Annotated in this window: 8 protein-coding genes; 4 read left to right on the top strand and 4 right to left on the bottom strand. The window is 61.9% G+C overall.

Going from position 1 to position 14,633, the window contains the following annotated elements:
- Positions 1-150: 150 nt before the first annotated feature.
- The 3 genes from ACQY7R_RS27185 to pilM all read right to left on the bottom strand — a co-directional run bounded on the left by ACQY7R_RS27185 (position 151) and on the right by pilM (position 6,186).
- A complete protein-coding gene (locus ACQY7R_RS27185) occupies positions 151-2,226 on the bottom strand; it encodes a hypothetical protein (protein ID WP_428308678.1) in 2,076 nt (691 codons plus the stop codon).
- Between the two features lie 138 nt (positions 2,227-2,364).
- Entirely contained in the window at positions 2,365-3,816 is a 1,452-nt protein-coding gene (locus ACQY7R_RS27180) for a hypothetical protein (protein WP_428308677.1), read from the bottom strand.
- Between the two features lie 99 nt (positions 3,817-3,915).
- Complete coding sequence (pilM, locus tag ACQY7R_RS27175) at positions 3,916-6,186, bottom strand: pilus assembly protein PilM (RefSeq protein WP_428308676.1); 2,271 nt, start codon at positions 6,184-6,186, stop codon at positions 3,916-3,918.
- Between the two features lie 545 nt (positions 6,187-6,731).
- Here pilM and cmk point away from each other — a divergent pair.
- From cmk to ACQY7R_RS27155, 4 genes are all read left to right on the top strand, one after another.
- A complete protein-coding gene (cmk, locus tag ACQY7R_RS27170; RefSeq protein WP_428308675.1) occupies positions 6,732-7,403 on the top strand; it encodes a (d)CMP kinase in 672 nt (223 codons plus the stop codon).
- A 206-nt stretch (positions 7,404-7,609) separates the two neighbouring features.
- Positions 7,610-9,412 carry a 30S ribosomal protein S1 gene (locus ACQY7R_RS27165; protein ID WP_428308674.1) on the top strand — a complete coding sequence of 601 codons (1,803 nt, stop codon included), beginning with the start codon at positions 7,610-7,612 and terminating at the stop codon, positions 9,410-9,412.
- A gap of 307 nt (positions 9,413-9,719) precedes the next feature.
- A complete protein-coding gene (locus ACQY7R_RS27160; RefSeq protein ID WP_428308673.1) occupies positions 9,720-10,592 on the top strand; it encodes a sigma-70 family RNA polymerase sigma factor in 873 nt (290 codons plus the stop codon).
- Positions 10,593-10,765: 173 nt separating this feature from the next.
- On the top strand, positions 10,766-11,149 hold the full coding sequence (locus ACQY7R_RS27155; protein ID WP_428308672.1) for a hypothetical protein: 384 nt from the start codon (positions 10,766-10,768) through the stop codon (positions 11,147-11,149).
- A gap of 109 nt (positions 11,150-11,258) precedes the next feature.
- Here ACQY7R_RS27155 and ACQY7R_RS27150 read toward each other — a convergent pair whose 3' ends face one another.
- Positions 11,259-14,498 (bottom strand): BamA/TamA family outer membrane protein, encoded by a 3,240-nt coding sequence (locus ACQY7R_RS27150; protein ID WP_428308671.1) that lies wholly within the window; start codon positions 14,496-14,498, stop codon positions 11,259-11,261.
- Between the last annotated feature and the right edge of the window lie 135 nt (positions 14,499-14,633).

Here is a 14,633-nt window from a genome sequence, read left to right as displayed (position 1 = left end):
AAAAGCGGCGGGTTAAATACCGGCCAGAGAGAAGCCGGTCAAGAGCACTCGCGAGACAGATGCAAAAAAAGACGCCGCGGGAAATCCCGCGGCGTCTTTATTGCTAGCATCGATTGTCGGCGAAAGCCGTTCGACTCGGCTTCACCGTGATTAGAACCCGCCTCGCCTACCGCCGCCGCCGCGACCGCCCTGGCCGCGTTCTTCGGCGCCTTCGCGAGCGCGGCGATCGGCGTCCGCGCTCTGCTGCATGATGTAGTCGAACGAACGAACCGTCTTCGATTCATCGAGTTCATTCTGCATCCGCAACCGGCCCGCCGAGTCCATCATAAGCATTCGGGCAGGGGCCAGCAGTTTGCGATTCTTCGTCATTTGTTCGCCGCCGTCGACGTCGACGAGCGTCAAACCGGTGAGGAAGCGGAACAGCGGCGATTCGGTCGGCTCCTCAGCGCTCACCTTGTAAAGCGAAGACCAGATGACCTGGGCTTGTTTCGCAAAATTGAGCACGCTGCCGCGGGCATACCAGTTGTTGTGCGCGATCTCGGCGGCATTGACGCTGTCGACCGACTTGACGATCAGGCGGGCTTCCGGCTCGGCGCTCGCCACGTCCTTCGTTTGCGCGATGAAAATCAAACCCGGCTCGGGCACCACGGCGACGGGACTTGGTTCACTCCATTCGCTCATGCGGAAACGGCGCGTATCCTTCGTCTGACGAGTGGTGACCGTGGGATCAAGAAACATCGGGGGCTGATCGGCGTTAACGTCTTTCAGCACGAGTTGAACGCGGTAGCGGTAACGGCGGCCCGGTTTGACGGTATCGTCAAAGAAGCGGAAGAGGACCGTTTTGGTGACGCCGTCCCAGACATATTCGGGAAGTTCGACGACGCCGTCGGCGCCGCGACCGCCCATCCCCATGGCGCCCATGCCTCCCATACCCATGCCGCCTTCGCGCCCCATACCGCCCATCGGACGGCCCATGCCCATACCGCCTTCCGCGCCGCGGCCCATCGGCATTCCCATGGGTCGCCCGCCCATGCCGCCTTCCATGCCACGACCGTACGCCGCACCACCTTGTTGGTTGGTACGCCGTTTGGCGGCGCTGCCGAAGGGATCGTCGGCGGAACCCGCTTCTTCCTCGACAACCGGCTGCTGAGCAGCCTCTTCGGCCTCGCGCATGAGATCTTCGGGCGTGGGGATCGGCAAATCTGAGTGAGTAATCTCGTTACCCCACTCGCGCATTACCATCGGCGGCAATGGATAAGTGAGCAACGGATGGTTGTACTTGGGATTCCCCGGATCGACCGACTGCGTCGGCGGCCAAGTCGCCATTTTGTCAGTGAGCTTTTTGGCCGTCATCGTTTGGAGCGGCATGAACTTGCCAGTTCCCTCTTCGGTGACTTCCGCCCGCTCGATCACGTAGCCGAGGTACTGCGGCTGATCGGTGGTGACGTTGAAGCCGCGCGACGAGGCGAGCGCGTCTTCGTACATCTGGAACTGCTGCTTGATGGGGATCTTGGCGAGGACCGTAACCCAGGACATTTCGCGAATGTCTTCGAATCCTTGCATCTGGGCGCCGCCGGCCGGCGGGACGACGAGAGCGCCGTCCTTCGTCTTCATGCCGCTCATGTCGCCCATCCCCATGCCGCCGCGCCCCTCGGCCATGCCGCCGCGGCCTTCTCGCCCGCGACCTCGGCCACGGCCCCCTTCGCCTCCCTCGGCGTCACGCTCCGCTTCCTCCGCGGCCTCGCGTTCCAAGTCTGCCGCTTCCTTCGCGGCGGCGCGCATCTTCTCAAGAATCACCTCGGGATCGGCAGCCATCCACAGACCGGAGCCGGGGTGGACTTCAAGATCAGTCACGGCGACCAGCACCGGGTCCTGACGGAGCTTCACGGGCGGAATGAGGGGGGGATTCCAAGGCGGCTTCGCTGGATATTCCTTGGGATCAACGGGCGTTAAGTATTTTTCCCCGGGCTGAGACTCAAAACTCGCGAAGTCAGTCCGCTCTTCTTTCGGAAAGGCGTCCCAACTCATGGTTCGTACGTGTTCGGTGGCGCCCGACGCTGCCTGGAGCAACCGATCAGGCTGCTTCGTCGCATCGACGACGGGACGTCCGAAGGAACTGTAGATGAGCATTCCCGCGACGCCGAGGATGGCGGCAATGCCGATCTTCTCGCCGTGGTTGAGCAAGAATCGCACAAATCCGTTGGCGCCTTTGAGTTTTGCTTTCATCGCTCAGGTCCTGCTCGGTAGCCGATAAAGTTGCGAGTTACGAGATTCGAGTTGCGAGTAAAATGCGGCGATCTTGCGAATTGCGCGCTTCCAAGTTGCCTGGCTCTCGCAACTCGAAACTCGCGACTCGCTACTTTGTTAACGCACTACTCCGGCGTCGCCGGCGGCGAGAGTTTCGCTGCCAGTCGCGGCCGCGTCGTCGCCGGGAACGGTGAGGATCGTCGGGTCAGGCGGGTTGTAAATGTACACGACGCCCTGAACGTCGACGGTCACCATGTTGGGGATTTCAACCGGCGTGAGGGCCATGCCGCCCGCTTCCATACCACGTCCCATCGGCATTCCCATCGAACGCCCCATGCCCCCTTCCATGCCGCGTCCCATTGGCGCTCCGCCGCCCATGCCGCCGGCGCTCGCCGCCGCGCCAACGGTGAATCCTTGGTTGTCTTTGTCGGAGCCAGATTTTTCCGCATTGATGCGGAGGCGTTGGACTTCGACCGGAAGAGGAGCGTTGGCGCACTCGACGAGAATCTTGGGAAGATAGCGTTCGTCCATCGAAAGAATCATGCGAATCGGCAGGCGGCGAAACTCGACGCCGGCGCCGCTCGAAGCGTCGGGGATTGGCTTGCCTTCGGCATCGATGTAACGGTTCATCAGGAGCGAGGCGTCGATGTTTGCGGCGCCCATTTCGCCTTCGCGGCCTACCGCCCCCCCTCCCTCGGGCGTCACCCCCACTTCGCCGCCTGTGACCATCGCTTCCGCGGGCAGCAGAATCGTCGACTCCTGAGCAATCGCTAGGGCGGCGGGAGCGCCAACTTGCAGGGATTGAATCACGCTGATCGCCGTATTATCGGGACGCGTTGCGCCGCGTTCCTTATTCGTATTGGCGATGGCCCGCAGCAGCGTTTCGTAGACCCAAAGATCTTCTTGAGTCACCCAGATCTGCCGCGCGGTGGGGACGTCGCTGAATTCGAGTTGCTGACGCAGGACGGCTTGATCGCCCCACTGGACGAGGTAATTTTCCTCGATCGGCATGCCCTGCGCATCGAGCAGCGGCTCGGCGCCGCCCGTTTCGTTGCGGAACGCCCCTTCGCGCCCGGGTTGCGTGCCGAAGGCGCCCGCGGCCCCGTCGACCGGCATCTTCTTCGCATCGACGATCTTCACCAAGCCTTCGAAGCGGTTCTTGATGTAGTTCTGATAGCGATCGCGGAAGTCAGGCTTGATCTGGGAATCGAATCTGGCGTTTTTGACGTAGTCGACGAAATCGTCGCCCAGAACGTCAGGCCACTTGAGAACTTCTTCACGCTGAGCGTCGAAGAGGCTCTGCCAGAGCTCCTTGACGCTATTGGCAATCTTCTTAGCTTCTTCGCGATCTTTGGCATTCACGCCTTCGTTGCCATGGAATTGCTTGCCGGTAATGGCGGTCATCTCGCCGAACTTGCCGTCGATCTGCTTTTTGTTCGCTTCGAACTGGGTCTGCAGGTTGCCCGAGGCCATGCTCCAGCAGATGACGGCGGCAAGCACGCCGACGACGCTGAGGATCCAGAATCGCTGGGTCCACGCGACTTTCATGAAGACACGAACTTTATCCATGAATCGATCTCGTTATCGCTGACCGGTTGCTCGAACGTGAGGAGAAACTGGTGAAATGTCGTTGGGATTCGGTAGGGTCGTTAAATCGAATACGATGCGTTACTGAACGGGGGCTTCCTCGACGGGAGTTCCCTCGGCGCCAGCCTCGCTCGCAGCGGCGGCCTTCGCGGCGGCCGCTTCGGCTTCGGCGGCAACGCGCGCGGCCGTCGCCTCGCGTCGTTCCGCTCGCGTGCGAGGCTGCCAACAAAACTGGACGACGAAGTCGTAGCGGTCGACTTCAAACCCCTTGGAAACAGGCACGGCCGGATCGGCACCTGGCTCAGCGGCTGCGCCCGGCGCGTTGCCGGCCAAACCACTAAAACCAACCTGCCCCGTAGGCGTCTGGCCGTCGCCGTACAAGGCGGCGTCTGGATCGACGTATTCCTTCTTGAGCGGCTTGCCGGCGACGAGCCAAGCCCGGCTGATGCCCATGTCCTTCAACGGGACGTCGATCAGCTTGCCGGTGAACTGCTTCGTCGCTTCATCGTAGCCGTCTGGGAGCTGTACCGTTCCCTCTTCGAGGGCCTTGACGAGCGAATCGATGACGAACTTGCGGGTCTGGTTTGTTTTGTCGGCATTGTGGTAGTGGTAGCCGGTGATCTGCACCACGAAGCCTGGTCCAGTGAGACCAGCGCCCCCCGCAGCGGCAGCGTCGCCGCCCGCCGTGGGATCGACAGGCGTCGCCGTCGGGTCGGCCGCAGCGCTGGCGTCAGTCGCGGCGGCGTCGCCGGCGCCAACGGCGGCGTCTTGACTCTTGGAGCCTTGGTAGAGCACGTCCGTCGGGGTCACATACTCGGCAGCGAGATCCGTGAAATGTCGTTCGTCGACCGAGGTGATATGGAGTTCCTTCCGGCTCATCACATGATCGGCCTTCTCTTCGCGCGGCCGCTCGTCGCGCGGCATCACCGCGTCGAGCGCCTTCACCAGATCAAGCCACTCCAGCCGACCTTCGACGTTGCTGATGAGCTGGTTCTGCGTCTCTGTGAGCTTCGTCACCACCTCGCGGATACCAGTCCGCTCGGTTTCAAAGCTGGAAGCCGTCGACGCCGCCGAGCCCGCCGTGCCGAACGCCGACTTAAAATCAGCGCGGTTTATGTCTGAGGTTTGCCATGAGCTGACGTGCGTGAAGTAATTGAACGTCAGTCCCGCGAGCACTGCCGCGACGCCGGCAACGGCCCACGGTTTCTTCGCGCGAATCATCCGCGTGCGGACGATTTCTTCCGGTAGCAGGTTGGTCTTCAGTTCCGACTTGCCGAGCGCCTGCACGCACAGCCCGTACGCCGGGCCGAAGCTGAGGATGTTTTCCTTGAACTGCGCGTTCCCCCCTGCACTGCCGGCGGAGAGACGATTGAAGTCTTCGATCGGACGGACTTCCTGCTCCAAGTTCTGCGCGAGGTACCGCTGCAGACCGGGGAGTTTCATCGCGTTGCCCAGGGCGATCACTTCGCCAATTTGGGCCGCTTTGTCGAGGCTCTGGAAGTAGCCAAGCGAGCGTTGGATTTCCGCCAGCAAGTCGCTGAAGACGGGCCGCATCGCTTGGAAGACCGCCTTCGGGTCGTCGGCCTGCGTCGCGTTGCGCTTCAGGTGCTCAGCCTTCACGAAGGTGAGCTTCAGTTCCTTGCTCAGCGCGCGGGTGAAGTGGTTGCCGCCGATCGGGATGTTGCGTTGCCAGACGCGGAAACCGTTGGTCACGACGAGGTCGGTCGTGTCGGTGCCAAGCGAGATCACCACCGTCGACGACGGCGGCTTCGCGGGGTCGTACGGCTGCGACTTTAGTTCTTCGAGGCGGTCGAAACAGACGTAGTTGTAAACAGCTAGCGGCGCCAGCTGGATGAGGTCGACTTCGATGCCGGCCTTCTCGAGCGGGGTGAGGGCGCGAGCGACTTGGTCGCGCTTCATCGCGAACAAGCCGACTTCCGGCTCGAGCGCAAAGCCATCTTCCTCGCTACCGCCGGTGAGTTGTTGGTAATCCCAAACGACGTCGTCGAGCGAGAACGGGATCTGCTGCCGGGCTTCGTACTTGACGATGTCGGGGATTTTCTTCGCTTCGACCGGCGGAAGCTTGATGAACCGCATCAGGCCGTTTTGACCGCCGACCGACATCGCGACGGTGTCGCCGACCAACTCGTTGCGCGAGAGGAACGTTTCGAGGGCCTCGCGGACAAGTTCCGCCGGCTCCGCCTCGGGCTGAGTCAGAATTTTGGGGTATTCGATGTAATCGAACGACTCGACGACAAGTCGCCGGGGTTCCTTCTCATGTGGACGACATCGCAGCGCTTTGAGAGCGCATTGACCGATATCGATACCCCATACGGCGCCACCCTTGGCCATATTCGTGACCTCTGTTCCGTTCGAATATTGTCCGCGACGGAGTGTTCAGATCCGTCGCAATTGCTCCCAACGATCAATCAGCTATGTGAAATAGCAGCTTCAGCAAGCCGAAGAGTCTCGTTACGCCCGACACCAGTGCTAGTTTGGGGGCGTGGATTGATCGCGCGAGAGCAGTGCCTCTACTTCTCTATATGCAAATCTATCGAGGCGCACCGCGCAGTCAAATTTTCCGCTGAAATCCACGGCGTTTCCGCGTGACGAAGCGCTCCGTGAGCGCCTCGCCGGCGTGTTTTTCGCCGCGCACCTCAGCCGCCGGACTGTCGGTACACCTTCCCCCCAGTTTGACATTCTAGTCGGGCTGGGTGGAATGTATACCCAGCGGCTACGACCGTTCGCCCGCTGAAACGCGGCAAAAACAGGGCTCTGGCCAGCGAGCAGCCGATTCATTCGGCGCAACGGTTGCACCCGGCCCCTTTGCCCCCGATAACAGGAGGTTGACGCTCGAATTGCAGCGATTTTTCAGCCCCGCTCCGCTCAGAACCCCCATGATTGTCACCATCGACGGCCCCGCCGGCGCCGGAAAAAGCAGCGCTGCACGCCGTTTGGCCCGGAGGCTCGGCTTCCGCTTCCTCGACACCGGGGCGATGTACCGGGCGGTCACCCTGGCCGGCCATCGAGCGGGAGTCGATTGGGACCAGCCAGAGCAACTGGCGGCCGTCGCTGCCAGTTTGGTACTGGACCTTTCTGACAGTCACATTTCGATGAATGGCGAGGATGTAACCGCGGCGATCCGGACGCTGGAGATTACCACCCTCACCCAGCATGCTGCCGACAACCAGGCGGTCCGTCGCCTGCTGACCGACCAACAGCGAGCCTTCGCATCCGGACAGGATGTGGTGACTGAGGGCCGCGACCAGGCGACGGTCGTCTTCCCCCAGGCTGAATGCAAGATTTTTCTCACCGCGGGCGAGGAAGAGCGGGCGAAACGACGGTTTCTTGACCTGCAGGCCCGCGGCGAAGAGGTCGATTTGGCCGAAGTGCTGCGGAAGCAGCGGCTGCGGGACAAAGGCGATACCGAGCGGGCCTACGGCGGACTGGCGAAGGCCAGCGATTCCATCGAATTCCTCACCGACGGCCTCTCGCCGGAAGAAGTGGTCGACCGGCTGGCGGAAATCGTCCAGGGCGTCCGGGCCCACAGCGGGATGACAGCGAAGTAGCTGCGCGAGCGGGAATCCCTGCCGCTGCAAGCACTTACCCCGATTGCCCGTTTCACGGCGATTTGCTAGGATGGCGGGCTTGTCCCTGCGCCTTTATTCCGCGGTAAGCCGACGTACGGCTGCCAGACGCTGGGGATGGCTCCCTCTTTTTGGTAGAGGCGATCGAGCTCGATCGGTCGCAAGTCTCTGCTCCGCCCACTTTTTCTATGGTTAACCGCAATCTTATTCGTGAGTTCGACGTTTCTGAGGAAGACTGGACCGAAGCCCTAGGCGAGCTGGCTCCAGATGACGCGAGTTGGCTTGGCGGCCAAGACGTCGACGTCAATCAGATCGTTGAAGGCAAAATCATCCGCATCGACGACGAGTTCGTGCTCGTCGACGTCGGTTACAAGAGCGAGGGCATGATCCCCCGCAACGAGTGGGAACCGGAAGATCCCGATCAACCCGAAGTCGGCCAAGTGATCCGCGTCCTCGTCGAGGACGTCGAAGATTCAACCGGCTGGCTCGATGATCGCGGCATGATCGTCCTCAGCAAGCGGAAGGCTGAGAAGATCGAAAAGTGGATGAAGGTCATGGAGACCGTCCACGAAGGCGACGTCGTCTCCGGCCTCGTCACCCGCAAAATCAAGGGCGGCTTGCTGGTCGACATCGGCGTCAACGTCTTCTTGCCGGCGAGCCAGGTCGACATCCGTCGTCCGCACGACATCGGCGAATACATTGGCAAGACGATCGAGTGCATGGTCCTCAAGATCGACGAGGCCCGCCGCAACATCGTCGTCAGCCGCCGCAGCCTGATCGAATCGCAACGGGCCGAAAAGAAGGCCGAGTTGCTCAAGAAGCTGGAAGTCGGCCAAAGCCGCAAGGGTATCGTCAAGAACATCGCCGACTTCGGCGCGTTCGTCGACCTGGGCGGCATCGACGGCTTGCTGCACATCACCGACATGAGCTGGGGTCGCATCAATCACCCGAGCGAAATGGTGAAGATCGACGACGAGCTCGAGGTGATGGTTCTCCACATCGACTACGAGAAGGAAAAGATCGCCCTCGGTCTGAAGCAACGTCAGGCCAGCCCGTGGGAGAACGTGGCGGCGAAGTACCCGGTCGGTTCGGCCATCAAGGGTACGGTCGTCAACGTGATGAGCTACGGCGCCTTCGTGAAGCTGGAAGACGGCATCGAAGGCCTCGTCCACATCAGCGAAATGTCGTGGACCAAGCGCATCAGCCACCCGAGCGAACTGGTCAACATCGACGACGTCATCGACGTGGTCGTCCTGCGGATCGACGAGCAGAAGCAAGAGATCTCGCTCGGCATGAAGCAGACCCAGTCGAACCCGTGGGAAAAGGTTTCGGACAAGTACCCGACCGGCAGCATGGTCAAGGGCAAGGTTCGCAACCTCACCAACTACGGCGCTTTCATCGAGATCGAAGAAGGCATCGACGGTTTGCTCCACGTGAGCGACATGTCGTGGACCCGCAAGATCAGCCACCCGAGCGAATTGGTCGAGAAGGGCCAAGAGCTGGAATGCAAGGTGCTGTCGGTCGACCAAGAACGTCGCCGCATCGCCCTGGGCCTCAAGCAGCTCGACGAAGATCCGTGGTCGACCGACATCCCGAACCGCTACCAACAAGGTCAGCTGGTGAAGGGCAAAGTCACGAAGATCACGAACTTCGGCGTCTTCGTCGGCCTGGAAGATGGCCTCGAAGGGTTGCTCCACATCTCTGAACTCTCCGACCAAAAGGTCGAGAACCCGCAGGACGTGGTCAACGTTGGCGACGACATCGAAGTGAAGGTGCTTCGCGTCGATACCGAAGAACGCAAGATCGGCCTGTCGCGGAAGCGCGTTGAATGGGCCGAGGAAGACGAAGCGGCTGCCGAAGCCAATGGCAACGGCATGTCGACGGCTGGCGCGACGCGCGAACCGGCGATGGAACTCAAGGGCGGCGTCGGCTCGGCCGATTCCGGTCCGCTGTTCAAGTCGGCTTCGTCGTCGGAATCGGACGAATCGTAATCGTCCTCGCAACCGGCGCCGCACGCGACGCCGGCCTAGTTTGCAGCAAATCGAAGGGCCTCGCGGGTTACGACCCGCGGGGCCCTTTTTCTTGGCACTACCGGAACGTTGGGCGTATTCGCCCCACTCGTGCACATGGCTCCGCTTGTGGAGGCGCCGCGATTCAACCGTCGATAGAGCTAGCACAGCACCATACGAAGAGAATGTGAACGTCGTCGCCGTCGATGGGCAGGGATTGTTCGCGAGGCCTGCGTAAGACGTTCCCGTAGTCGGTTCCCTGTCCACACTCCATGCGACGGTAAGCGCCATGCCAGCCACCACCCGCAAGCGTAAAGTTTCCTCAGCCGTTCAAACGCCGCTGGAAACCTACCTGCGTGAAATCAACGAGACGGCACTCCTCAACGCTCGCGAGGAGAAAGAACTCGCCACGAGCATTGGCGAGGGAGATCTCGCGGCCCGCGACCGCATGGTCCGCGCCAATCTGCGGCTCGTGGTGAATATCGCCCGCGGCTACTCCGGCAAAGGCCTCGCCCTGCAGGACCTCATTGAAGAGGGCAACCTGGGACTGCTACGCGCCGTCGAGGGCTTCGATCCGGCGATGGGCACGCGGTTCAGCACCTACGCCAGCTACTGGATCAAGCAGTCGATTAAGCGGGCGTTGATCAACACCGGCAAGACGATCCGTATCCCGGCGTACATGGTCGAACTCCTGTCGAAGTGGCGGCGAGCCACCGCGCGGCTGACGGAAGAGCTCGATCGCACCCCGACGCCGGAAGAAATCGCCCGCGTCCTCGGCCTGCCGAAGAAGAAGCTGCCGATCATTAAGAAGGCGATCAAGATCTACAACGCCACGCCGCAGACCGACCAGACCGAAGCGGGCTGGACGCTGGGCGACATGGTGATGGACGAACGGCAACAGGCCCCCGACGACGCGCTCGTCGAAAGCGACAGCCTGCGGCATGTGCTAGCGATGCTCCAAACGATGGACCAACGCGAAGCGACCGTCCTGCGGATGCGGTTCGGCCTCGACGGTTACGAACCCCGCACGCTGAAAGAAATCGGCGAAGAGCTCGGCCTGACCCGCGAACGCGTGCGGCAGATCGAGACTGAAGCCCTCAACAAGATGGCCGACAGCATCGAACACCCGCCGGCGGGCATGTTCTCGGACAGCGACGATTGATTGCCCGCACAACCGCGCTATCCCACACCACCCCCAATAAAGCCGCGACCGGCGGTCGCGCACCACACACGGCGCCGCAATCTGGTTGAGCCCCGCCACCGCACCTGCCTAGCATAGAACTAGCGAACGCCCGCCCCGCGTTCCGCCCCTTCTATGCTTCCGGAGAGTTTGCGATGGCGTCGATCCTCAACCGCTCCACAATTGCCGCGCTACTCTTGGTCGGCGCGGTCGCGCCGACGGGGTTCGCGCAACAAGCGCCGCCGACCTACTCGCGCATGCGGCAAGGCGCCGACGATTGGTCCGCCCGCGGCGGCGGGTTCGGCTACTCGTTTCCGTCATACATGTACGGCGGCTTCTTCCCAACATTCTCGCCGCCGGTGCTCGCGACGCAAAGCTGGTACCAGCGCCCCTACCCTGGCCACTTCGACGTGGCCCGCCAACGCTGGGGCGGCCCGCCGCCGCAACAGATGCAGCAGCCGATGGATGGGCAAGGCTATCCGGCGATGATGCCGCGGAGCGATTGCCCGTGTGCGGATCAGCCGACGCCTGCGCAATAGCCCCGGGCTCTGCCCGGGGGTAGGTTACCATTCCGATGAGCGTTGTCGCGCGTCGTGCAACCCCCGGGCGAAGCCCGGGGCTAATGTGCGGCAGCAAAGCAGGAGCACTCTACCGGCTGAAGCCCATGCTGAAGCTGAAGACTTCGCGATCGTCGAAGCTCGCGTAACTCACCGGGAAGGCGAAGTCGAGCGCGATTGGCGCCGGGCCCATTGCCGGGACCGTGATGCGGGCGCCGATACCGGGGGCCACGCGGAAGTTCTGGATCTTTGTGTCGGGCTCGACCGTACCAAAGTCGCAGAACGCGACGCCGTGCAACATGTCGTCCGCCGAGACGGGGAACAAGTACTGCACGCTGTTGAGCCATTGGAAGCGACCACCGACCTCGACGTTGTTCTCAACCGGCGACGCACCGCGGAAATCGAACCCGCGCATCGTCGCGAAACCACCGGCAAAGAAGTTTTCGTAGATCGGCGTTTGCGTACCGGTGTAGCCGACGGTGGTGCTGAAGCTCAACACATGCCGGCCGGAGTGATCGGGCCGTTCGTGCAGCATCCAGTACTGGCGGAAGTCGAGATCGACGCGCGGGTAATCGAACGTTCCGATCACTTGCTCGCCGCCAACTTCGAAGTAGTGGCCCTTCGTCGCCAAGAACGAGCTATCGCGCGTGTCGTTGATAAGCGAGACGCGGAAACCATGCAAAACGTTGTCGCCCAATGCTTCATCAAGCAGCGGGACGGTGCCTAGCGGAACGGATGGGTTGTAGATTTCGACGTTTTCGCCGCGGTAGGCAATCGTCGCCGTCAGGTCGCGTTCGACCCATTGATGGCCCAGCGAAATGCGGCCGCCGATGCGTTGTTCGTCCCAGTCGCGGTAGTTGCGATCGAAGTACGATCCGCTCAAGCCGAGGCTGATCGGGCGATCCATCAAATACGGTTCTTGGAAGCTCACCAAGTAGCGGTTCACCGACGAACCGGGCGAGGCGTCGATGCGGAAGCGTTGACCGGCGCCGCGGAAGGCCGAGCCGTTGCGGACGTCTTCCCAACTCGTGGGGAGTCGCGTCCAGTCGAAGTTCCGTTCGTCGACGACGACGTTGCCGACCACGCCGGCGTCGGAGTTGACGCCGAAGCCGATCATCAACCGGCCGGTCTGCGTTTCAGTGCCGTCGACCATAATGTCGACGGTTCCCTCAGGATAGTTCGGCAGTCCTTGCGGGCCGGCGTACAGTGGGCTCGTCGGATCAACCGAGTATCCCGGCAACGGGCCGAGCGGGCTCAGCGGTTGCGGCGCCACCGATCCGGCGGGAGGCTGCAAGTTGCCCGAGTATTGAGCCGGCATGACGCCGCCGTTCACGCTCGCATCCGCGCCGCCTGCTCTCACCACTTGTCCGCCATAGTTGACGGCAGGCGCGCCGCCAGCGGGAAGAGTCGAATAGGCTTGGTTGACGGCGTCGGGGCTCTGGCCACGGACGTTCTGAACCGCGGCGTAGGGATCATTAGGATTCGGCGCAGGGGCCGCAGCATAGGCGTTATAGCCGTTAGCGGCGTTCTCGGCCGGCGAATGCTGAACGACGCGAGGCGCCGCCGAACGCTGCGGCGACCAGTAGGGCAGCGCTTCGGGAGCGGCCGGGCTTTGGCCGCGGAAAATCGGTTGCTCGAGATAGCTAGGCCGCGGGAGCGGTTGAGCGGGCGCAGCCCCCGAAGTTGCAGGGGTCGGAGTTGCTTCAACGGCAGCGGGAGCGACCGGCACGTCTGGCTGCATTTCCGCTTCTTGCCAACGCCGGAAGTGGGCTTCGTCGTCAAACTCGAAATGGACCTCCATCTCGTCCCGTTGCATTGGCAGCAACGGCGCGTCAACGATCACAGGAGGTTGGGCGACCTCGGCCGATCCCAACGGCGGCAACACCGGCGGGCCCAGGTTGTCGGGGCTTTGTCCGCGGACATTGCCAGTCGGCCGACTAGCCACAGCGACGTCGGCGTCGTCCGGAATGCGGTAGGTGATTTTCGGGCGCTGCCCTGATTGAGCGTCCATGTGGAACAGGCTGCTCGCGAGCAGACGGCGTTCGCTGGCTTTCAATTCGCGGATGTCCATGATCTGCCCCGGTCGGAGCGTCACGCGGTTGAGCGCGGTCTGAATGCGGGTGTGCGGATTGTCGCCGTTAATGTGGACGAAAATTCGTCCCACGCGAAAGCGATCGCCTTCCTTGATGTCGTAGCGGAGATCGACTTCGCCTGGCTCTTCCAGAAAGATGACCTCGGGCTGCACGTCGGCGAAGACGTAGCCTTGGCTGCCGTATAGCTCTTGCATCCACTGCGAGTCTTTTTGCATCTTCGCTTGTTCGAACGGCAAGCCATTGTTGAGCGTCAACTTTTCTTCGAGCGGCTTTTGCTCGAACTTCGTGTTGCCCATCACCGAGACGTTGCGAACCTTCGATTGAATTCCTTCGTGAATCACGAAGGTGAGCGTCGCCCAATCGCCGTCTTCGTCGTCTTCCAGCTTGCGACTGACGCGGGCTTGAAAGTAACCGTGCGCCCGGTAGTAATCCGTGATTGCCGCCGAGTCGGCTTCGATCTTGTCGCGATCGACGTGCCCCTTGAACAGATAGAGAATCGGCGGCTTCGATTTGATAAGCGTCTTCAACCGGCCGTCGGAAACGAAGCCGCTATCGTTGCCGACGAACGTCGTGCGCCAGATTTTCTGCGAAACGCCTTCATGGATGAGGTAGACGACGCCCTGATCCGTTGGTTTGTCGCCTTCGAGGATCGACACTTGGATGTTGTTGAAGCCCTTGCCGACGTAATAGTCGCGGAGCTTGCGTTTGCCTTCTTGAACGGCATAGGGATCGACCGATCCGCCAACCTTGAGCAGCGTCTGCTTGGCAAGCGTTTTGTCTTTGGCCTTCTTGTTGCCGACGTACTGCACATAGCGAATCGTGGGGCGTTCGACGACCTGGAAGATCACGATCCGCCCTTGCGGCGTGCGTTCGTAAAGCGACTTCACGTCGACGAACCAACCGAGGTTTGCCAGGTTGCGAACGTCGCGTTGTACGACGGTTTCGTCGAACGGACGGCCGGCGCGGGTGGTGATGTTCGTGAGGACTTGCGTGTTGCTGGTCGTTTCGTTGCCGATGATGCGGACTTCAGCGACAAGCTCTTCAGCGGGAGTGGTCGTCGCGGCGGCCGTTGAGGGAGGCGGGGTGGGGCGAACGCTGGGGAGTTGATCCGCCACGCTGCTGAACGACGCGGGCGTTTCTTGAGCTACGCACGGCGTCGCCAGACAAGCCATCGCCGCCAACGCGCCGGCGAGGGCGAGCAGTCGGAGAGGCGATCGAGTTGTGGAAACTAGCTGCATAGCGGCCCCGGAGCCGTGCGGATTGCGGGAAAAGCGGGTCGGCAAGCATCAACGCAACGCAAGCGCAGCGAGACGCCGCCCAACAGGCCGCGGAGAAATACCGGATTCGCGGCTCAGCGACAAGGGAACTTGAGC

This window comes from Lacipirellula sp. (assembly GCF_965279485.1).
Taxonomy (GTDB): domain Bacteria; phylum Planctomycetota; class Planctomycetia; order Pirellulales; family Lacipirellulaceae; genus Lacipirellula.
Note: the sequence above shows the minus strand (reverse complement) of the source record. Positions and strands in the feature narration are given on the sequence as shown.

Excerpts from the sequence above, each read along its gene's own strand:
- ACQY7R_RS27185 (WP_428308678.1), bottom strand. The coding sequence starts at position 2,226 with ATGAAAGCAAAACTCAAAGGCGCCAACGGATTTGTGCGATTCTTGCTC.
- ACQY7R_RS27180 (WP_428308677.1), bottom strand. The coding sequence starts at position 3,816 with ATGGATAAAGTTCGTGTCTTCATGAAAGTCGCGTGGACCCAGCGATTC.
- pilM (WP_428308676.1), bottom strand. The coding sequence starts at position 6,186 with ATGGCCAAGGGTGGCGCCGTATGGGGTATCGATATCGGTCAATGCGCT.
- cmk (WP_428308675.1), top strand. The coding sequence starts at position 6,732 with ATGATTGTCACCATCGACGGCCCCGCCGGCGCCGGAAAAAGCAGCGCT.
- ACQY7R_RS27165 (WP_428308674.1), top strand. The coding sequence starts at position 7,610 with ATGGTTAACCGCAATCTTATTCGTGAGTTCGACGTTTCTGAGGAAGAC.
- ACQY7R_RS27160 (WP_428308673.1), top strand. The coding sequence starts at position 9,720 with ATGCCAGCCACCACCCGCAAGCGTAAAGTTTCCTCAGCCGTTCAAACG.
- ACQY7R_RS27155 (WP_428308672.1), top strand. The coding sequence starts at position 10,766 with ATGGCGTCGATCCTCAACCGCTCCACAATTGCCGCGCTACTCTTGGTC.
- ACQY7R_RS27150 (WP_428308671.1), bottom strand. The coding sequence starts at position 14,498 with ATGCAGCTAGTTTCCACAACTCGATCGCCTCTCCGACTGCTCGCCCTC.